Origin of the sequence: Aliisedimentitalea scapharcae (assembly GCF_045277565.1) — a bacterium.
Lineage (GTDB): Bacteria > Pseudomonadota > Alphaproteobacteria > Rhodobacterales > Rhodobacteraceae > Aliisedimentitalea > Aliisedimentitalea scapharcae.
Genome location: NZ_CP123584.1, coordinates 642,877 through 664,116, shown reverse-complemented (window position 1 = coordinate 664,116; position 21,240 = coordinate 642,877). Strand labels below are relative to the sequence as shown.

Annotated in this window: 17 protein-coding genes; 10 read left to right on the top strand and 7 right to left on the bottom strand. The window is 55.7% G+C overall.

The genetic code is table 11. The features are described from left to right. The first annotated feature begins 2 nt into the window (after window positions 1–2). From QEZ52_RS03065 to maiA, 3 genes are all read left to right on the top strand, one after another. Window positions 3–200, top strand: a complete 198-nt coding sequence (locus QEZ52_RS03065; RefSeq protein ID WP_406647879.1) for a DUF2783 domain-containing protein — start codon at window positions 3–5, stop codon at window positions 198–200. Between the two features lie 5 nt (window positions 201–205). Continuing rightward, window positions 206–751 carry a VOC family protein gene (locus QEZ52_RS03060; RefSeq protein ID WP_406647878.1) on the top strand — a complete coding sequence of 182 codons (546 nt, stop codon included), beginning with the start codon at window positions 206–208 and terminating at the stop codon, window positions 749–751. An 87-nt stretch (window positions 752–838) separates the two neighbouring features. Next, window positions 839–1,477, top strand: coding sequence for a maleylacetoacetate isomerase (gene maiA, locus QEZ52_RS03055; protein WP_406647877.1), 639 nt, complete (start codon window positions 839–841; stop codon window positions 1,475–1,477). Window positions 1,478–1,490: 13 nt separating this feature from the next. Here the strand turns inward: maiA and QEZ52_RS03050 are convergent, their stop codons facing one another. Then, window positions 1,491–2,366, bottom strand: coding sequence for a LysR family transcriptional regulator (locus QEZ52_RS03050; protein WP_406647876.1), 876 nt, complete (start codon window positions 2,364–2,366; stop codon window positions 1,491–1,493). A gap of 98 nt (window positions 2,367–2,464) precedes the next feature. On the opposite strand from QEZ52_RS03050, the gene QEZ52_RS03045 reads away from it, so the two are divergent. After that, window positions 2,465–3,604, top strand: coding sequence for a gamma-butyrobetaine dioxygenase (locus QEZ52_RS03045; RefSeq protein ID WP_406647875.1), 1,140 nt, complete (start codon window positions 2,465–2,467; stop codon window positions 3,602–3,604). Then, window positions 3,601–4,188, top strand: a complete 588-nt coding sequence (locus tag QEZ52_RS03040) for an HD domain-containing protein (protein WP_406647873.1) — start codon at window positions 3,601–3,603, stop codon at window positions 4,186–4,188. The genes QEZ52_RS03045 and QEZ52_RS03040 overlap by 4 nt, the downstream gene beginning before the upstream one ends. 45 nt (window positions 4,189–4,233) lie before the next feature. Here QEZ52_RS03040 and QEZ52_RS03035 read toward each other — a convergent pair whose 3' ends face one another. Continuing rightward, on the bottom strand, window positions 4,234–8,031 hold the full coding sequence (locus tag QEZ52_RS03035) for a PEP/pyruvate-binding domain-containing protein (RefSeq protein WP_406647871.1): 3,798 nt from the start codon (window positions 8,029–8,031) through the stop codon (window positions 4,234–4,236). A gap of 463 nt (window positions 8,032–8,494) precedes the next feature. Between QEZ52_RS03035 and QEZ52_RS03030 the strand changes: the two genes are divergently transcribed. Both QEZ52_RS03030 and QEZ52_RS03025 read left to right on the top strand, forming a co-directional pair. Then, window positions 8,495–9,385 carry a PhnD/SsuA/transferrin family substrate-binding protein gene (locus QEZ52_RS03030; RefSeq protein ID WP_406647869.1) on the top strand — a complete coding sequence of 297 codons (891 nt, stop codon included), beginning with the start codon at window positions 8,495–8,497 and terminating at the stop codon, window positions 9,383–9,385. A 23-nt stretch (window positions 9,386–9,408) separates the two neighbouring features. Beyond that, a complete protein-coding gene (locus tag QEZ52_RS03025) occupies window positions 9,409–11,664 on the top strand; it encodes a response regulator (RefSeq protein WP_406647868.1) in 2,256 nt (751 codons plus the stop codon). A gap of 961 nt (window positions 11,665–12,625) precedes the next feature. On the opposite strand, the gene QEZ52_RS03020 is transcribed toward QEZ52_RS03025, so the two are convergent. The 3 genes from QEZ52_RS03020 to QEZ52_RS03010 form a co-directional block, all read right to left on the bottom strand. Further along, window positions 12,626–13,729: a site-specific DNA-methyltransferase gene (locus QEZ52_RS03020; RefSeq protein WP_406647867.1), complete on the bottom strand. Its 1,104-nt coding sequence runs from the start codon at window positions 13,727–13,729 to the stop codon at window positions 12,626–12,628. A 107-nt stretch (window positions 13,730–13,836) separates the two neighbouring features. After that, the gene (locus QEZ52_RS03015) at window positions 13,837–14,454 is read right to left on the bottom strand and encodes a ribonuclease HII (protein WP_406647865.1); all 618 of its coding nucleotides are present in this window, start codon (window positions 14,452–14,454) and stop codon (window positions 13,837–13,839) included. Window positions 14,455–14,563: 109 nt separating this feature from the next. Next, window positions 14,564–15,058 (bottom strand): hypothetical protein, encoded by a 495-nt coding sequence (locus tag QEZ52_RS03010; RefSeq protein ID WP_406647864.1) that lies wholly within the window; start codon window positions 15,056–15,058, stop codon window positions 14,564–14,566. A 198-nt stretch (window positions 15,059–15,256) separates the two neighbouring features. On the opposite strand from QEZ52_RS03010, the gene QEZ52_RS03005 reads away from it, so the two are divergent. The 3 genes from QEZ52_RS03005 (at window position 15,257) to QEZ52_RS02995 (ending at window position 17,985) form a co-directional block, all read left to right on the top strand. Continuing rightward, window positions 15,257–15,553, top strand: coding sequence for a hypothetical protein (locus QEZ52_RS03005; RefSeq protein WP_406647862.1), 297 nt, complete (start codon window positions 15,257–15,259; stop codon window positions 15,551–15,553). Next, window positions 15,525–16,226, top strand: coding sequence for a hypothetical protein (locus tag QEZ52_RS03000; protein ID WP_406647861.1), 702 nt, complete (start codon window positions 15,525–15,527; stop codon window positions 16,224–16,226). The genes QEZ52_RS03005 and QEZ52_RS03000 overlap by 29 nt, the downstream gene beginning before the upstream one ends. Before the next feature lie 196 nt (window positions 16,227–16,422). Continuing rightward, the gene (locus QEZ52_RS02995; RefSeq protein WP_406647860.1) at window positions 16,423–17,985 is read left to right on the top strand and encodes a DUF427 domain-containing protein; all 1,563 of its coding nucleotides are present in this window, start codon (window positions 16,423–16,425) and stop codon (window positions 17,983–17,985) included. Window positions 17,986–18,337: 352 nt separating this feature from the next. Here the strand turns inward: QEZ52_RS02995 and QEZ52_RS02990 are convergent, their stop codons facing one another. Together QEZ52_RS02990 and bhcD are read right to left on the bottom strand one after the other, a co-directional pair. Further along, the gene (locus QEZ52_RS02990; RefSeq protein ID WP_406647858.1) at window positions 18,338–20,113 is read right to left on the bottom strand and encodes an acyclic terpene utilization AtuA family protein; all 1,776 of its coding nucleotides are present in this window, start codon (window positions 20,111–20,113) and stop codon (window positions 18,338–18,340) included. A 130-nt stretch (window positions 20,114–20,243) separates the two neighbouring features. Next, on the bottom strand, window positions 20,244–21,209 hold the full coding sequence (gene bhcD / locus QEZ52_RS02985) for an iminosuccinate reductase BhcD (protein ID WP_406647856.1): 966 nt from the start codon (window positions 21,207–21,209) through the stop codon (window positions 20,244–20,246). Between the last annotated feature and the right edge of the window lie 31 nt (window positions 21,210–21,240).

Below are 21,240 nucleotides of genomic sequence, written 5' to 3'. Positions count from 1 at the left end.
CCATGTCCGATCTAAACCTGACCCCAAACATCAACGGCGCAGATGATTTCTATGCCGAACTTTTGTCTGCCCACGAAGGTCTGGAGAAAACCGACAGTGACGCGCTGAACGCCCGGCTGATCCTGGTGTTGGCCAATCACATTGGTGATCGCACCGTGCTGACCCAGGCGCTGAAGGCTGCCGCTCTGAAAGAGGAATGATGAACATGAAAATCGAACAAATCCATCACGTTGCCTATCGCTGCAAGGACGCTAAGGAAACCGTTGAATGGTATGGCAAGATGCTGAACATGGATTTCATCCTGGCAATTGCCGAGGACCATGTCCCATCAACCCATGAACCCGACCCCTATATGCATCTGTTCCTGGATGCGGGGAACGGCAACGTGCTGGCGTTCTTTGAACTGCCGACCAAGCCGGAAATGGGGCGCGACCCCAACACCCCGATCTGGGTGCAGCACATCGCATTCAAGGTCAAGGACCGCGCTACCCTGATCGAATTCAAAGAGCATCTGGAGGCCAATGGCGTCGATGTTCTGGGCGTGACCGACCATTCGATCTTCCATTCGATCTATTTCTTTGATCCCAATGGCCACCGTGTCGAGCTGGCCTGCCCGGATCCAGAGGAAGAAGCCATGCTGAAACGCATGGACGAGGTGAAGTGGGACATGCTGAATGAATGGTCCGTGACCAAAAAAGCGCCCAAACACGCCGATTGGTTGCACGCCAAGGAACTCAACAAGGACGCCTGATCCTGCTATCCTTTGCACATAGTCGCACTAAACTGATGACAACCGGCTCCTGCGAGCCGGTTGTTTGCCAACGGACAGGGGCACGAGATGACCGACACCATTCTATTTGATTATTGGCGCTCGTCCGCGAGCTATCGACTGCGCATTGCGCTGAATTTGGCCGGGATTGAATACAGGGCCATTTCGATTGATCTGACAAAGGGCGAACAGCGATCTGGCGATCATCTGGCACGCAATCCACAGGGATTTGTGCCGGTCCTGGAGATTGACGGGCTGCAACTGACCCAATCCCTGGCCATTCTAGACTATCTTGACCAGACCCGTGATCTGAGGCTTTTGCCAACTGGGCCCGCACAGAGGGCCAAGGTTCAGGCGCTGGCGCACTCTATTGCCGTGGATGTTCACCCGGTTTGCAACCTGCAAGTCGCCAAATATGCCACAGGGTTAAGCGGCGGTGCCGAAGGAATGCCCGGCGATTGGATGAAACATTTCATTCGCCCCGGATTGCAGGCCTTCGAAACCCTTCTGGCACAGTTTGACCAGTCGCCCTACTGTACCGGCGACAGCCCGGGATTGGCCGATATCTGCCTGATGCCGCAACTTTACAACGCTCGGCGTTGGGGCGTCGAAATTTCAGACCTATCCCGTTTGCTGGGCGTAGAGGTGGCCTGTGCCGAACACTCGGCTTTTGTTGCGGCTTATCCGGATGCCGTGCAACCCGCGTGATCTGTGGCCACACCTAAGGCTGGCTCAGGGCCGCGATCAACTCTTCGAGCAGCTTGCGCCGCCGACGGGATGCCGAAAAACTGTCCGGCCAGGTCAGCCAATACCCTTCGGCGCAGGGCAGTGGCGGAACATCAATCAGGGTCAGTTGATCGGTTGCCAGAAAATGCCGGGCCAGCACACGGGAGCCCAGAACAATGCCTTGGCCCAACCGCGCCGCGCGCAAGGCATGCCCCATGGAATCCACGTTCAGCCCGCTGAAATGGGGCACCGGAAGGTTTAAGGCACGTGCCCATTCCTGCCATCCGGGGCGTTCGCCCCGAAGTTCGATCGCCGGGCGGAGTTTCCAGTCGTCCGGATCCCAGTGGGTGGGCATCATGGGTTGCAACACTTCGGGGTGCAACAGATGCGCCTGCCGCCCAGGCCAGGGCCCGCGACCATAGCGCAATTGCAAAGCTGTGCTTTCATCCGCAAAAGCCGAACGCAGTGGCACCGAATTGGTGACAAAACGCAGGTCCGGATAGGCGGCCAAGAACGGCACCACCCGCGGCAGAACAAGCGTATCCAGATGCGATGACAGGGCGGCCAACCGAATTTCACGGGGGCTTTTTCCAAACAGATCAACCGTGCCCTGTTCCAAGGTTCTGAGCGTCTCCTGGACCAGCGGCAAATAGCTTTCGCCATCTACGGTCAGGGTCACTCCACGGGCCCCCCGCGAAAACAGCGGCCGTCCCAACCAGCTTTCCAAATTGCGGATTCGTTGGCTGACGGCTGCCTGTGTCGCCCCTTGTTCCTGGGCTGCTGCGGTAAAATTCCCGTGTCGGCCAGCTGCCTCGAACACACGCAACCAGTCCAGAGGAGGCAGCCCAGATTGCTTGCGCGATTGAGACATTAGTTTTTCCTGGCCTATTTACCAAAAAGAATTAATTCTTTTAATGTCATTTCACGGGTAGATGCGCAACCAGAACCAGGCAAATCGGAGACCCAGTCATGTCCAGTTCCGTTCACGTCGATGCTTCAGGCACCTTCCTCACCCTTGTTGATGGCACGTCCCGCCCCTTGCGGTTTCATGCCGTCTGGCTGCGTGACAATGCATTGGATGACCAGACCCGCGCGCCGGGAAACGGTCAGCGTTTGATCACCATCGGAGACATCCCCGCAGATACCCGCATTGCCACGGCTTCGGTCGCGGCAGAGACCCTGAGCGTGACCTTTGCGCCTGAAGACAAAACCGTTGCCTTCCCCATCAGCTGGTTGGTCAACAATGCCTATGACCGGGACAAAACCGCACCGTTGGGCTGGCTGGCCGGGAACGTGACAACCTGGGACGGCGCCCGGACCGCACCCAGCTTTGACTGGACGGCGGTACAATCCAGTTCTTCAGCAAAGCGAGACTGGCTTGCCGCTATTGCGGAATTGGGTTTTGCCAAACTGACCGCCGGTCCGACAACCGAAGGTGCGCTGATCCAGGTCGCTGACCAATTCGGCTATGTGCGCGAAACCAACTATGGCCGCCACTTTGAAGTTCGCACCGAAGTGAACCCTACGAATCTGGCCTATACTGGACTGGGTCTGCAGGCCCATACTGACAATCCCTATCGCGACCCTGTTCCGTCCCTACAGATCCTGTATTGCCTGGAAAACTCCGCCGAGGGTGGCGAGAGTATTGTCGTTGATGGCTTTCGCGTCGCCGAACGTCTGCGCGCAGACAATCCCGAAGGATTTGCCCTGTTGTCCGGATATCCGGCCCGGTTCGAATACAAGGGAACGGATGGCGTGTGGCTGCGGTCACGACGCCCGATGATCGAATTGTCGCCGGATGGGCAGCTGATTGGCATCCGGTTCAACAACCGGTCTTCGGCCCCTTTTGTAGACATCCCCTTTGACCAGATGGAAGCCTATTACGCGGCGTACCGCCAAATGGGGTCCTACATCGACGACCCGGACATGGGCGTGGCATTCAAGCTGGAACCGGGCGAGAGCTTTATCGTCGACAACACACGGGTGCTCCATGCCCGCAAAGGCTACTCTGGCGCGGGATCGCGTTGGCTGCAAGGATGCTATGCTGACAAGGATGGCCTGTTGTCGACCCTGGCCGTCCTGTCTGAATTCAAGGAAGCTGCAGAATGAACGCACCTGATTTTTCGACCCTGACCCAGACGAACATTGTCGCCTTTCTCGGGGATATCTTTGAGCGGCGCGGCGGTGAAGAATACTTGGGTGAACCCGTGACCATGGCCGAGCACATGCTGCAAGGCGCAGCCATCGCAGAACAGAATGGCCAGGACGAAATCATCATCGTCTCGGCGCTGTTGCACGACATCGGCCATTTCACATCGGAATTTGGCACCTTCACCATGAACGACACCGAAGACCGGTACCACGAAGAGGCCGGTGCCAAGGTTCTGGAACAGTTCTTCCCGACCGTCGTCACCGATTGCGTGCGCTACCATGTGGCCGCAAAGCGGTATCTGTGCGCGACAAAGCCGGAATATTTCAACCGCCTGTCCGATGCCTCGATCCACTCTCTGAACCTTCAGGGCGGGCCCATGACACCCGAAGAGGTGGAGGTTTTTCAACAGAACCCCAATCTCAAGCAAATCATTGCAGTGCGCTATCTGGATGAGGCCGGAAAACGCGCGGATATGGACACGCCGGACTATTGGCATTTTGCACCGATGGTCCAACGCATCGTTGACCAGCATTTCGCCTAACGGGCAGGTTTCCCCGGCACGACAAACCCGTGCCGGGGAAAAGCGTCAGGCGACTTCGACACTCTGCTCTACGGACAGTTTTTCGATGTCCCCGGACTCTCCCACGGTGATCATTTCGCCGTGGGTCAGCTGTTCGAGACCGGAACAGGCCACCAGCATCATGACCTTCTTTTCACGAGCAACGATTGCCATGTGGCTGAGCCACCCACCAACCTGACTGAGCACGGCTCCCGACCGTTGCACCCATGGCAACCATGCTGGATGGACCATCTGACAGACCAGAATGTCTCCGTCCTCGAAACCTTCAAACAGCGCTTCGGGGTCGCCGTCGTCCTGGTCGACCCAGAACACCTTGCCGGACTTTTGGCCTTCGCCGGACACGCAGGTTCCCGACAACGCCGACTCCGCATGGGCCGTGGATTTGAGACCCATCGACAAAAGTTCGCAATCGCGCAAGGTCAGCGAGGCCGCTTTGGGAGCAAGCTTCCTTTTGATCTCGGCCTCTGCCTTTCTGAGTTCTGCCATTGCCACAAGGTCCGCCGTGTCGCTCCAGTCTGCCTGGGTGATCTCCTCCAGGCGCAATTGGAAAATCAGATCGGACAGCGTGCTGACCTCCCCCAGGGCCAGAAATGCCCGGCGCAGCTCTGCATAGATTCGCAAGGCTTCGTGTTTTGCCTGTTCCTTCAGATCCTGCAAGGCAATCGCCAGATCGATGGTTTTCGCCAAGTCCGCAGGAAGGTTCGCCGGAACCTGTGGGTCCGGCCCCAGAGTCTGAACAGAGGTGTTGAGCAACGGCCACAACAATTCAGTCGCCTCCCCATAGCGCGGGCTGCTCAATTCATAATCGAACAGGGCCCGGTGCCCCATCAGGCGCAGCGCCTGGGCCTTGCCCTGCGTGGCGCCCAATGCGGCACACCGTGCCATAATGCTGCTGGGCGCATGCGGAAGTTCGGCCTGCATGAGATGGCTGTTCAGACTCAGATCTCCGGTTGCGGCTGTCCGGGCTTCGGTCATGGTGAAACCAGCCAGGATATTGATCTTTTCCGCCTCGACATAAATGTCATGCACCAACAGATCATGAAGCTCGGTAATGCTGTGCACGATCCGATCCACAGGCAACTTGGCGTAATCCACCGCCTGATAGAACGAAAGCGCCTCCGCCAACCGCGGGATTGTGTTCTGCCGAAACTCCTGCGGATAGGTTGATGCCTTCTTGCGCAGCTTGCGCGCCTGGGACTCTGTCAAATGCAGGGTCATGCTTTCTTTCAGCTTGGCATCAACAAATGTCTTGCCAAACAGGTGGACCAGATGTCCGTCGCCACCTTCGGGCAGCTTATAGGGGACACCCAGGTCGCGGCACGCCAGATCAACGCTTCCACCCGGAGCCCACAAGGTCGCCATGACGGAATAGGACAAGGGTGTCGGGCGCGGCAAAACTTCGGACATTTCATCCTGTTCCAGAATTGCGGGCCCCGGGGTCGAACCTGCAAAGCGTATCAGGATTCGCGCCCATTCCCGGACCCGGACCTGTTCAAGAGCCGAACCCGCGGACAAGGTGGTAATGTCACGGCTTTGAACAATTTGAAACCGCCCATTGGCATAAGCCCATTCGATATCCTGCGGCCCTCCAAAGATCTTCTCGATACGCTCACCCAACGCCAGCAAGGGCCCAAGATCAATTTCACCAGGGTCACCGTCGAGCAGCTCTCTGGTATAGCGACCAAATCGCAGGCTGATCGGGGTCACGCGACCGGAAACCAGATCCTCACCGCACCCTGCAACCATTTCGACCATACACATGCCCGGTGCCAATGGGTCCTGGGTGAACAGCACTCCGGCATATTCTGCGTCTACCATCTGCTGGACCAGAACATTGCCATCCGCTGCGCCTTCGCCCTCATAACTCAATGCCCGGGCAGACTGGAACGAAGCGATGACATGATCCAGAGCATCAGCCATACCATCCTCTTGCACATCCAGAACACTCTCGAAGACACCGGCGAAACTTTGGCTCGCCCCATCTTCGTTGGCCGCAGAACTGCGCACTGCGCACAGATGCCCACCAGCAAGAGACCACACCCTGTTGGAAAACCGACGCCGATCTGCGCCAGTCAGGGCGCTGAAATCGGTCAACGCAGACTGCCGCAACACGACGCCGTTGGGCACCTGAATGCCAGCCTTGGTCAGCACCGATAGGCGATACGCCTTGTTACCGGCACCAATCAATGCCTCGGTGTCGCTCAGCGGGACCAAGCCGCGCGGCAGCCGGGTTCGGAAAACCTGATGCACAAGCCCCCGCCCCAATGTCAGCGCTCGCGCCAGATGCCCGGTAACATAGGCCCGCTGAAACAGGAGCAGCACCAAGGCAGAACACAGATACAGACCGGCCGCTGCATTCAATCCAAAGACCAGAAAGAACAGCCCAGCGCCGCCAAAAATCGCCCATAGCCATGCCTGACGGCGGGTTTTGGCGATCGCCCAGCACAAATACACAACAGCTAAGCCTGTGAACAACAAAGGCACGGCATAGCTGGAGTCAGGTACCCCCAATTCGTCCAGCCACAAGAGCGAAGCCTGTGTCCGTTCCCCCGCCTGCTGCGCAGCGGAGACCCCCAACATGGTCACCGGCAGGAACAACAGAGCTATCAGGTTACGCCCCGGCGTCAGTCCTTTGTCCTTGTAGAAGGCCTGAATGGCCCGGGCTTTGCGCACAGGATCGTTTCGCAGCCGATCCTTGATGTCGGACATCTCGTCTGCTGATGCCGATGTGATCATCTGGTCCTTCTCGGCTTTGAGCGCGACGGGAAGGATAAGAAGGCGCGTGATCACCGACAGACCTATGAGCGCCAGGATCAGATGGCTTTTGTCCCCAACCCAGACCAGCGCCGAAGCCAGATAATCAATCGCCCGAGACCACAGGGTCTTTTGCTGATCTGCGAGCCAGTTTTGCACATGCTGTTTTGGTGCCGGGGGAATAAAATAGTCCCAGGGTGTGGTATAGCGTCCCCTGAAGTCCAACCCGGCACGGGTCAACTCCAGCCCCAAAACCTGAGCCATAAAGCAACTTCGCCGGTCATAACACGCGGCCACCGTCGGCAAATCTCTGCGCAAGTCAGCAATTCTGGACTGTAGTTCGCTGGTTGGCAAAGCCCGGATCGGAATATTGACCGCACCTGGCAGATGCCCGGCCTCAAAATCCCCCGGGTACCTTGTATCCACCACCTGCACGTTTCCCTGTTCCAGAAGACCCTTGAATTTGCTGGTGCTCATCAACACCGATTTGTTTGGGTATTCCGGGATGGCACGCAGATCTGACAGGCTTTCGACCTCGGCATCCGAAAATGGTCTCCCCTCGACGATCCATTTTTCAATCCCTCCGGCAATAAACCTACAGTCAATACCCTGTGCTGCCAGCGCCTCGCATGTTTCCGAGCTTCGATTCCCGTTGTGGCAGAACAGAACTACACTTTGTCCCGGCTCCAGCGGTGTGCTCTGGAGAAAATCCGGGAACCGAACATGGGTCGACCCCGGCAGGGTTCCCATCTCGTTCTCGCCGGCTTCACGAATATCATAGAACAAAGAGGTCGATTCTCCCGCAGGCATGCTCAACAATTGCGCTGCCCTGTCTGTCGAAATTGCCAAGGGGTGCTCAACCTGAGCCGAAAACCGCTTTTCCTTAAGCGTCTCGTCTTGGATCTTGGTTCCGGAAAAGCTCGCCGGTCGTACCAGTGTCGCCTGCAATCTGTCCTGTTCAGATTGTTGAGCCGTTTGATATTGCCAGACGTTCAAACCGATCAACCCTGCGATCATCACGGCGAGCGCCCATTTGACAGAGCTGGGCACTCGTCTCGCTTTGTTGGAAGACCGAGGCTTTATCCCCAATCGACCAAACAGCATGGCGCCGACACCCGATACCGTTGCGATTGCAACTGTAAGGATCTGGGAGAGAGACGAAACTGAACCGATAACAAGTTCCGGGGATGGGATCGCCGCAACAGGCGTCGACAGGAAGACCGAAAACAGCCCTCCAAAGAGCACAAACAGCACTGAGTGCAACACGGTGCGGCTGACAGATTTGATCACGTTATGTTCCGCCTATACTTAAAGTTGTGCCTCAACTTTTATTTCAATCTCATTAAAAAACTCGGAAAATCCTACGGAATGGTTAACGCCACCAAGGAATCTTCGCCTGAGTCAAATCAGGTAAAACCCGGGTGGGTTAACGAAATATTTTGATCCCATCAGGCACAGTTGGTGAACGCGCGCCCTTATGCGGTGCCAGCTTTGAACCACGGAGGGATCCGCAATGCGTAACAAAACCGCGACTTTCACACGGGGCAGTGGGTTGAGCATCACATTCGCCCGCCTGCTCCATCTCGCGATCTTACTCTCGGTTTTGATGTTTCCGAACCTGGGTCGGGCGGAACTCAATTTGGTTTTCGGGACTTACGCTGCGGACAAGCCGACCGAAACTGTCCGCAAATACGGCCCCTTTCTGGCGTTTTTGTCGGATCAGCTCACCACGCGATTGGGCAAGCCGGTAAAAATAAAGATGAAAATCGACAAGGATTACGATGCCGCCATCGAGAATCTGGCAAACGGATCTGTCGATTTTGCGCGATTTGGTCCCGCATCCTATATCAAGGTCAAGAACCTGAACCCGAACGTTCGGATCATTGCCATCGAAGCCAGGAACGGGACCAAACGGTTCAATGGCGTCATTGCCGTTCGCACCGACAGCGAATTTGAAACCCTGGCTGATCTGAAAGGGCAAAGCTTTGCGTTTGGCGACGAACTGTCCACGATCGGACGATACCTCGCACAAAGCCATCTCCTGAATGCGGGGATCTCAGGTAATGACCTGAGTTCCTACACTTTTCTGGGGCGCCATGACATCGTGGGAGAGGCCGTCGGTGCCGGGAAGTTTTCGGCTGGTGCCCTAAAGGAAAGCACTTTCCTAAAGCTCGTCGCCAAGGGTGTCCCGATCCGTGCCCTTTTCAGGTTTGAAAACGTCACCAAGCCCTGGCTTGCGGCAGCTGGACTATCCAATGAGATTTCGACGCATATTGAAGAAATCATGGTTGATCCGCAAAACGCCGACCATGTCATGAAGGTCGCCAAACACGGTTTTCTGCAGGGCAGCGATGCCGACTATGACTTTGTTCGTCGCGCGATCGAACACTCCACTTCCTTTTAAGACAGCAAATACGGACGACAACGATGAAGCGTGCAAGCATCCTGGTTCAAATCGTTGGATCGCTGCTTATCGCAGCAATTGGTGTTGCCGTTGCGGTTGGGCTGATTGAGCGCAGGATCGAAACCCAACGGCTCGAGGCCCAATTGACCTCACAAGCCGACCTGACGGTGTCACTGCTCAGCGGCTTGATGCTCGAAGCGATACTCGTCGAAGATACCCCGGTCCTGGAAACCGCGATGCAGGAGGCTGTCACACGAAACATCAATCTTGTTTCCATCTCCCTGCTGAACACCAGCGGGAAAGTCGTCGCTTCTGCACAAAGTCATATCGAAAGAACCCCCGAAAGTGTCGCAGAATTCAGGCGCCACATCGAGTTGGAGGGAATGAACTTTGGCACAATGATTGTCGAATGGTCGACACGCAAAGGCGAAGAAATGATCCGCCAGAATGTTACACAGGCGTTGTTGACGACCCTTGTAACCGTAGCAACACTGTCCCTGGTTTTTTTGTCTCTCACTCATGTTTTGGCCATGCGCCCGTTGCACTTGATCCACGAACGGATGTCACATGCAATTGCAGGAGCCATCCCCCCGACAAAAACACTCCCCTGGTTCGCCTCTCATGAATTTCAGGCGTTGAACATGTCTGTTGGCGTCCTTGAAGATACATTTGCGGAAAGAGATGAGCGTGAACATGCGCTAATGTTGGCCCGCAAGACTGCTGATTCAGCAAACAGAGCGAAATCCGACTTCCTCGCCAATATGAGCCACGAAATTCGAACGCCAATGAATGGCGTCATCGGTATGGCGGAACTGATGCTTGAAACAGATCTGAATGAAGATCAGCAAATGTATGCCGAAACGATTTTCAAATCCGGCTCTGCGCTTCTCGCGATCATAAATGATATTCTCAATTTTTCCAAAATTGAGGCGGGAAAGCTCAAGCTGGAAAAGGCACCGTTCAATTTACAAACCGCCATCGAGGATGTTGTCACCCTTCTGTCCCCAAAAGGAGCTGAAAAGGGTGTTGAAATCACAATGCGCTATGACCCAACGCTTCCAATTGCCTTTCTGGGAGACGTTGGGCGCATACGTCAGATTCTGACGAATATCGCGGGGAATGCAGTGAAATTCACCCTTGAGGGATATGTCTTCATCGACGTCTCGGGGGAACAAGCCGGTGAAGCCTACGACATCAAAATAAACATTGTCGATACAGGCATCGGCATCCACAAAGATATGATCCGGCAAATCTTCGGTGAATTCGAACAGGTGGAATCCACTGCTACCAGAACATTTGAGGGAACAGGTCTGGGACTCGCGATATCCACTCGTCTCACTGCGCTGATGGGCGGGAGTATTTCGGTCAAATCAGAACCCAATGTTGGCTCGGAATTTACGCTCACTCTTCCTCTGATCCCCTGTGCGATCCCCGTGTCACCTCCCTGTGATACAGGGGTAGATTTGAAGGGCAGACGTATATTGATTATCGATGATTTGTCTCTGAACCGTCAAATTCTTTTTGAACGGCTTTCCTCGTGGGACATGCGGCCGACTTTGGCGTCTTCCGGCAATGACGCCTTACGCTTGATTGACGAGTGCTCACCTGAAGAGCCTTTTGAAATTATTATCCAGGATTATCAAATGCCCGGCCTTGATGGCTTGGGCCTTGCCAAGAAACTTCGTCAGATTGAAGCGCTGAAGAGCGCTCCGCTGATTATCCTGTCGTCCACCGACACCACGTTGGATCTGGTCACGAAAAAGGAACTTGGCATTGACGAAATGGTCTTGAAGCCAATCAGATCAAATCACTTGATGTCGGTTTTGAAAAGAAGCTTACTTCCCCCCAAAGGACCAAAGAGTGATACAGCCCCCCTCCCGCCGAAGGACAATTTGGACCTTTCAAATTTGAGCATTTTGGTGGCCGATGACAACAGAACCAACCAAATCGTTGTGGAAAAGATGCTGAAATCGACTCTGGCATCTGTATCATTTGCTGAAAATGGACGGGTGGCAGTGGACCAATTCGAAAAATTATCACCCAATATCATCCTGATGGATATGTCCATGCCAGACATGGACGGGATTGAGGCCACAAGATCCATTCGAGAGATAGAAAAGAACTTGAGCTTGGAGAGATGCCCCATTGTGGCCTTGACGGCCAACGCGATGCCTGCAGATCAAAAGAAATGTCTACAGGCCGGCATGGATGACTTCCTGAGCAAACCGGTCAGAAAAACGGAAATACTGGAAAAGATTGCAAAATGGCATCGCCAATAGCCAAGTCTCCGGACAGTTTCTTTGCTCCAGCAGATCTTGTTCACATCTGTCACGGTTAGAATTGAATAAAAAGTATGCCGAGAGGCTCGACAATAGGGAAGATGCACTGCCGCAGCTGACCCTCTGCCGCAATCAAACCTGGCCACCTCACACATTGGCCGGATTGATGCCCCACCATTCGGGACGGCGGCGCGGCGACCTGCTGCGATATCCGAATACTCCACACAAAATCGTCTTCAGCCCGGTCAAGCAAGCAACACATCTGTCGTGTTTTGTGAGAGTGTTCGAGGGTCAACATGTCGTGGTCGGTCTCGATGTTCACAAGACGACTTATTCGGTTACGTTGTTGTCAAACATAGGTGGGCCGGTGATGAGTTTCACCTGTCCATCGGGAGAAACCAAGCTGGCACATCAACGTCTTGACCCGGCTGAACTCTGTGCATGTCGGTTAGGCTTCCGGTCCAACCGGCGGTGCATTGGCCCGAGTGCTTGCGCACACAGGCCGGTCGCTGCAGCCGTGCGGATTCCACATGGACATGCAGCTGCGGCGACGAATGAAAGCTGGGTGCGGTCAAGCGAGAAATCTATTTGCGCATGGCCTCTTGTGGTCTATCGCCCTCCCCACAGTCAAACAGGAAGGGTTTCGGGCCTTGGAGCAGCGGCGCAAGCGGATTTCAGCAGACCGGACAAAGGACCTCTTTAGCCGGTATTTTGCTGAGCTGTGATCGGGCCAAAGACCATCCTGTTCGTCACTCACAAAACCGCAATCAAACTTTGGTGGCTGGCAGCGGACCCACGGCCGACGGAGGTTCGAGCGCCGCCGGAGCAAATGAACTCGGAAACCAATTACAAATGTCGGCAATCGCCCACATAAAAAAGCCCCGCCGCAAGGCGGGGCAGTTTAGTGCCACGTGACAGGCCACAGGCACCGGCGGTGTTCTTGTTTATGAGGTATTTTTGATCAGTTTCGCATTTCTGCGCGAATTTGCTGGCGCAACACGTCGATTGGTACCGTTTTACCATCACGTTTGAAGCACCAGTAGGTCCAACCGTTGCACGATGGGGCGTTCTCCAGCGCGGCACCAACCTGGTGGATCGATCCCCTTACGTCACCTCCGATCAGCGTGCCATCAGCGCGAACCTTGGCCTTGTGCCGTTGGTTCATCGAAAACAGCTCTTCGCCAGGACGCAACATGCCGCGTTCGACCAATTGCCCAAAGGGAACGCGTGGTTCGGCCCGTTTGGACGTGCTCACCTGCAGCGCGTCACGGTCAAATTTTCGCACTTTGGAGATCCGTTTTTTTGCAACCTTGCGGTAGCTCTCCTCGCGTTCGATACCAATGAAATCCCGTCCCAACATCTTGGCGACGGCACCGGTTGTCCCAGTTCCAAAAAAGGGATCCAGAATGACGTCACCAGGATTCGTCGAGCCGACAAGAATCCGGTGCAACAGGCTTTCCGGTTTTTGTGTCGGATGTGCCTTGTCGCCGTTTTCATCTTTCAAGCGCTCATGCCCGGTACAGATCGGCAACACCCAATCCGAACGCATCTGAATTCCTTCGTTCAGGGATTTCAGTGCTTCGTAGTTGAATGTGTATTTGGCCCCTTCTTCCTTGGAGGCCCAGATCATCGTCTCATGCGCATTGGTAAACCGTTTGCCACGGAAATTCGGCATCGGATTTGATTTGCGCCATACGACATCATTGAGAATCCAATAGCCCTGATCCTGCAGGGCAGATCCCACCCGAAAGATGTTGTGATACGATCCGATCACCCAGATCGCGCCATTGGGTTTCAGCAGGCGACGCGCCGCCTTGAGCCATGCGCGGGTGAAATCATCATAGACCTTGAAGCTCGCAAATTGGTCCCAATGGTCGTCAACAGCATCAACCTGACTGTTATCGGGGCGGTGCAATTGCCCTTTGAGCTGGAGGTTATACGGGGGATCCGCGAAAATCAGATCGACCGAATTCGCGGGCAGACTGTTCATCACTTCGATGCAGTCCCCGTCAAGAATCGTGTTTAATGGGAGCGCAGTTGCGCTCTGGGTCATGGTCTTTGTCATCACTCTGCCTCTAAACCGCGGCGCATTTTTGCGCTCATTTGGTTAATGACAGGATGAGTCAAAGGCGAATCAGGGTCAATTTCTTTTTTGAAACAAATGCTTACGGTTCACTCTTGATACAAGATATTGTGTATGGGCTTGAATGAACGTCTATGATGTGGGGTTACCCCCAGATTTTGCAGTGCCTCACGGTGCTGTTTGGTGGGATAACCAACGTTCTTTTCCCATCCATATCCTGGATACTGTTGCGCCAAATCCACCATCATCCGATCGCGACACATTTTGGCCACAATTGAAGCTGCCGAAATCGACACGCAACGCCCATCTCCGCCGATGACAGTTTCGGCGGGCCGCTCCAATCCCCGCGGCAGCAAATTGCCGTCAATCAATAGGAAATCCGCTGCCGGTTTCAGAGCAGCAACCGCGCGCATCATCGCCACGTGCGAAGCTCTCAAGATATTGAGTTCGTCGATTTCTTCGACGCTCGCCTCGCCGATCCCAACCTTGGCGAGAGCAAGGATTTCGGCCTCCAGCGCGATCAGCCGCTTGTGCGACAGCTTTTTGGAATCGTTCAACCCATCCGGTATCGCATCGGGATCCAGAATGACCGCCGCAGCCACGACAGGGCCGGCCAATGGACCCCGCCCGACTTCATCAACCCCCGCGATGTGCAAGTATCCTTGCGCCTGCAAATGGGTTTCCATCTCGAAATTCGGTAAATTCATACCCTTCTGAAAACCAGAAAACACCTGTTCAACACAAGGGAAAAGAGGCAGGCACACCGCCCACCTCTTCCCGCCCCCTTGCAACGTGGGGGCCTGCTCGATCCCGCACTTAGCGGCGGGTGATCCGATATCCGCGTTTCTTCAAGCAACGAGCAACGTAGCCGGTGCGATGCTTGTGCCCCGTATCCACCGTGACACGACAGGCCTGGGGCAATGAACCGACATAACTGTAATTGTTCTTCAGACAACGCAAACCAAGAATCCGCGTTTCCCCAGCCCCGGGAAACGTCCTGACACAATGACGGGGCAAGTCATACCGGGCCACACGCGGCGGCAAATTCCGCGGCCCGCCATGTTTGGGTTTGTATGGGTCGACATGGACTGGATTTCGGGTGACGACCTCTGCCTTGTCTTTGCGGCGCTTTTCAACTGCAACCCCGATGAGAGCAATCGCGGCCAGCCCCGCCAGAATTTTACCCAGGTCATCACCGGCACGGGCGGGAGCGGCCGTAAACCCGGTCACAGCAACAGATGCAGCAAGCACGATGGCAATAAACCGGCGATGCAAAGCAGGGCGGTTGGATTGGGAGGAAGCAAGAGACATCGTTTTTCCTTTCAGGTGTGATCCGTGTTCTGTTCGCCCAGCCCGGTTTTTCGTTTGAACCATCGGCGAACGCGGCATGACCTGAACCTGGTGTTTCTCGGCTCCGACAGGCAATATCGGGGCCTTGTTATCGAATATCAACTCGCTCAAATCCCTGTTGTTATTGAATAACCGCCCCAACCAGCGCAGGATACCGACATGAAACACATGCTCATGATCTCCGCCCTGGTCGGCCTTTTGGTCGGCCTGTTGCCTGCGCCTTCCTTTGCCGACGCATGCTATGCCGACTACAAGGCGAAACAGGATAATCCGTTGCGGCTCCATTACGGTGTCGCGCAATTGAATGGTTCTTGCGACAAGGGATCCGCCAAATCCGAGATCTCGCCCCGGCTGTCGGCGGCAGGATGGACATTGCTGAATGTTCTCGCCGTCTTTGGTCCCGAAGGATTGCAACAAAGGAAGGCCAATGCCGGAACCTACTATCTCCGTTTCTGAAACACGCAGATCCGGCACCCGTATTGTCGCCTATGGAATGGCCGCGATCGTCGCCATTCTGATTGTGGCTGGAACGGTCCTGTTGGCAACCTTGCCCGATGCCAATGCGTTCAACGCCCGCGTTGAGCGGCTGTTCATTGAAAGCGACCTGACGACCCAGGCCGAAATCAAGCTGCTCGAAATTCTGGCACAATCCGGCACGGCATTTTCAGACACGCTGGTCAGCTATCGGATGGTGATCTTTGTTCTGTTGATATTCGCCACCGCCATGTTGATTGCGGCCTTGGTGTTTTTGGTAATGTTGGTCACGATGAACCGTCGCATGGCGCAAATCGAACGATCCGGCATCCAAGTCACCGAACTTCTGATCAGCCGTGAAGAAAACACCGTCTATCTGAATTCGATGGGATTCAAGCTGACTGCGGCTGCGATGGAGACATTGTCCGTTCTGGCCGAGGCCCGGCTGGACGACGATGTCCTGTCCGGTGTCGAAATCGAAGCGATGATCTCGGGCCGCGATACTTCGGACTGCGACGAAGCGGCAGGCGCAACGCGCATCAAACGGCTGCGCGATACCCTGGGCAATCAACTGGTCAGTGAACTACTGGTCAAGAACATCGCCCGTCGCGGTTATGTGCTGGCGATCAACAAGAACGTGATTCAAATGATCTGAGCGGCGCGCGGATTCACTGTGCAACCGCATTGCGGGCCCTGCTCCGCAATGCCATGCCCAACGGGCGGCAGGACATCCAGGATGTCCTGCTGACGGGCGGGAGCCTCGTGGACATTCTTCGCATCACGGTTGGAATTTTGCCCTGCACTCCCCACATGATACAATACCAGGTGCCCACTGCAGGACCCGCGCGCTCATGAACATTCACAACTCCTCTTCTCCTTCCCCTGGCTACGGAATTGAAATCCGATCCATGAAGGGGCGCGTGACGATCCGCCACCACGGACAGGTGCTTGCCTCCAGCACCCGAGCCAAAGTGATGTTCGAAACCAGGCTGAAACCGGCGCTCTATTTCCCGCCTGACGACATTCAGGCCGACCTGACCAGCCCCACTGCCCTTCAGACCTTTTGCCCGTTCAAAGGCACCGCAGGATACCGCCATATGATCCTGGCCGACCAGCAGATCGAAAACGCTGTTTGGATGTACGACACCCCCATGCACGAAGCCGAAGACATTCGCGGCTACATCGGTTTTATGCCCGATGCATTCACGGACGTCGATCTGGACGGCAATGATCTCACCACCCCCGATTACGGCAATATCAGTGGTCCGGTCATAGATTGGCTCCTGCGCGACGCGGCCTTCCTACCAACTCCCGAAGACTTCACCGCCGCCCTGGCTGACAAGCTGGTAGAACACGGCGTGTTTCTGTCGCGTCTGTCTGTCATGGCCTGGTCCCTGCACCCCTTGATCGCGGGTAAAAACTTCATTTGGCAGCGCAAGGCCGAAGAAATCACAACCTACGCGCCGTCTTATGAGATCTACGACCACCCCGCCTATATCAACAGCCCATTGCGTCATGTCTCGAATGGGTTGGGCGGCGTACGTCACCGGATCAACAGTGCCTCCGCACCAGAAGCGTTTCCAATCATCGACGACCTGCGCAAGGAAGGGGCAACCGATTATGTTGCCATGCCGTTGCGGTTTTCTGACGGCAGGATCAATGTTCTGACATTGACCAGCGACCACCCCGACGGGTTCTCGACTTCGAATCTGGGGCTGATTTTTGAATGTTCGTCGGTCATCGCCCGCTACTATGAAGTCTTCATGCAGCGCGAAAACGCCCAGGTATTGCTCGAAACTTATGTCGGAAAACGATCAGGCGCGCGTGTATTGGGCGGCGAAATTCGACGGGGCGACGGAGATGACATAGATGCCGCAATCATGTTCTGTGACCTGCGCATGTCGACCCGCCTGGAGGAAGAACTGGGGCGCGTTCCCTATATTCAATTGCTGAACCAGTTTTTTGAAACCACATCGACTATTATTCACGATCACGGTGGCGAAGTGCTCAAATTCATTGGCGACGCGGTTCTGGCCGTCTTTCCCGCCGACACCGACCCGGGACAGGCGCGGATCAATGCCCTGACCTCGGCGCGTGAAATCGTCACCCATCTCGACCAGGCGGATCACGGCGCGGGCGGGCAACGGAGCGAATGTGCCATCGGCATTGCCTATGGGTCAGTCACCTACGGCAATGTTGGCTCGCGCGAGCGGCTGGACTTCACCGTTATTGGCAGCGCTGCCAATACAGCTGCCCGGCTAGGTGACTATGGCAAGAAAATCGACCGCCCCATCGTGGTCAGTCATGAGTTTTCAGAAATTTGCCCCGATGCAGAACCTTTGGGAGCAATCAACCTGCACAATATTTCACATCCCGTTCTGGGGTTTGCCATCCCGACATCTCAGGCGGCCTAGGTTTACCAGGTCGGGCACGTTCCGCTTCATGCATCGCTACCATCAGAACTGCTGATATCGGTCGGGATGGCGCTTGCCGTAGGTGTGCTGTGGATTGACCTAACATTCGAACCCACAGATATTGCCGCCGCCTTGGGCATGTGCGGGCCCCACAAACAGGGACAGCACCAGGTCGAAATCCCAATAGCCGACTTTCACGGTCTGCTGTGGATGCTTCTCGATGTGGACACCTCAGTTTCTACGCATCCAGGTTGCTGGTGCGGCGCTGGATGTCCCCCAAAAACGCGGGCGACCTTTGCCGAACGGCCACAGCACACACGACCCCGAACGCGGCTGAATAGTCGAGAACGCGTTATCCCGGTTTGCAGTGCAGCAGGTGTTCCGGGATATTCACGGGCAGATCCAACAACACCTGAGCGAAGCTTTTGGCCTGAGAGTCATTGCGCAAACTTGACACCCCACCTCCGCCCAGCGCCTCATGCAACAGGATGTTCATCGAAACCGACCCGGGCAAGTAAAACCGCTCAACCGGCCCATTGATTTCTCCCTTGAACCTGCGCGTCACGACATGCGGCGTCAAACTCTTCCAAATCCACGGCATATAATCAGGGTGGCGCGCGATCACACCGATATTGGCCTTGTCTCCCTTGTCCCCGGATCTTGCCCAGGCGAGCTCCTCCAACCGGCACGTCACGGTCGGACCGGCCTGACCATCCACGTCATGTGGCACGCAACGATCCATAGAGGTGTCTGTGGAAGGGCCATGGGCACGGTGCGCAGGCCGCTCCATACGGCCTTCGATCTCAATACGCTGGTCCAAAATCTCGCTATCGACCAGAAACGAAAACAACGCCACGACGGGAGACGGCTTTGGACGTCCTGCGCCGGTAAATCCGTGTAATCCGGGTGGTGTCGCCAAAGCGGCCCCTATCAATTCCTTCAAAAACAGACCCACAGCCCGCGGATCTTGGTGACGCACGGCGGTCTTTAGCGCAATCTCCTCATACGGGCCGTCTCCCGGTCGGCCGCCAAAGGTTTCTATGCTGACGTCGGAATAGTCCCCTCCCCCCATCTTGCGCAGTGCTTTTTGGGCCCGGTCCAATCCGATCCGTGCAAAATTCTGCGCCTTGCGCCGGGCGTTTACGCCATTGAACTGAAAAAGATATCCGGCGCGATACCCATCTAACCAAGTGACCGAAACTTTGACCTGCCCTGTCGGCGCGCGCCCCTTGGCGCCCCGTACGGCAACCCGTTCGGACCCGACCTGTTCCAACACGACTTGCGAAAAGTCACAGATCACATCGGGCAAAACATATGCCTGCGGATCGCCAATCTCGTATAACATCTGTTCGCAGACCGCTGCGGGAGACACGATACCCTGGGTACCCGCTGGTTTGGTCACAGTCATGTCACCACAGCCTTGGATCTCGACCACAGGATACCCAATTCCGGCCAAATCTCCCGCCAATTGCCAATCGGTAAAATTGCCGCCGGTCGACTGGGGCCCGCATTCCAACAGGTGCCCCGCCAATGAGCCCGCTGCCAGTTGATCATATGCATCGCTCTCCCAACCAAAGCGATGAATGCACGCAGCCAGGGTCAGCGCACTGTCGACACAGCGCCCGGTTATCACGATATCAGCTCCTGCATTCAACGCGGCAACAATGGGCCAAGCCCCCAAATAGGCATTCATTGACAAAATGCGGTCCGCACCCGGCATTGGCGCACCTGAAAACATTTCGGTTTTGTCAGCAAACTCTGCAGAGCGGCCCATCAGGTCATCGCCTTCGACAACCGCCACTTTCAACGACAGTCCCTTGTCCTTGATCAATGCTTGGACAGCCTGCGCGCAGGCTTGGGGATTCACACCCCCGGCATTGGACAAGACCCGAACACCCTGTTTGGCAATCTCGTCCAGACTGTCGGCCAGAACGCCGCCAACAAAATCCGTTGCATACCCCCGTTCCGGGTTTTTCTGTTGCGCACGGGCCAATATCGACATGGTTATTTCGGCCAGGTAGTCATATACCAGCACATCGACCCCATCGCCTGCCAGCAATTGGGGCGTGGCCATAGCCGTTTCCCCCCAAAAGCCGCAGGCCCCGCCAATTCGCAATGCTTTCGTCACATCAGGTCTCCGCTTGTCTCATGATCCACGTACAAACAGACCACACGTTCTGTTTGTACGCATCATAGATCACATCTGGCAAGCACAGGTATCCCGGCACGTTGCGTCCTGCGGTTGACGTCGGATTATTTTACAAAGCAACTTTGATGGCGATCCCCTGTTCAATTGCCAGATCGACAACAGCCGACGCCACAGCCAGGTCCTGCAACCCGACACCTGTTCCGTCAAACAATGTAATATCCTTGGCCGTTTGCCGCCCGGCTTGCGTCCCATTGATCACAGCGCCAATCTCCGTGATCTGCTCTGCGTCGATCAACCCTTGGCCAACCGCGTGCTGCGCTTCACCAATCGTGATCGACTGTGCAATTTCGTCAGTAAACACCCTGGAACGGGTCAACAATGAAGCCTCCACTTCCTGTTTGCCCTTTGTATCCGTCCCCATGCACGCCAAATGCGTGCCCGGCCTGACCTGTGCATCCCGCAGGCTTGGCGCGAAACTCGACGTGATCGAAATGATAACATCTGACTGTGCGCCCAACTCATCCAGGCTCACGGCTTCAAAGGGAAGACCGACCTCATTGGCAACATCGTCAAGGCGGCTCAACATTTCAGGATGCAGATTCCAGCCGACGATCTTTTCAAAGTCGCGCTGCTCCACTGCGGCCCGCAACTGAAACGCCGACTGATGGCCCGCACCGATCATGCCCAGAACCCGCGCATCGGCGCGAGCCAGGTGTTTGATCGACACGGCCGACGCTGCCGCTGTCCGCAAGGCCGTCAACAGGTTGCCACCGACGACGGCCTTGGCCTGACCTGTGTCCGCATCAAACAGAAACACAGTCGATTGGTGATTGGTCAGCCCCCGCGCCTCATTGCCTGGCCAATAGCCACCCGATTTCAACCCCAATGACAATCCGGTCCGATCAAAGCCGCTTTTGAAACCATATAATGCATCGGCGTGACCAATCGACTCGCGGATGACCGGAAAATTATAGGCATCTCCCCGGGCCATCGCGGCGAACACGGCCTCGACCGCATCAAAACTCTCCTGCCGCCCCAGCAACCCGGCGATTTCAGCTTCGGGTACAATCCACATGGCTCTATCCTTGTCCTGCGCAGCCGGCCAG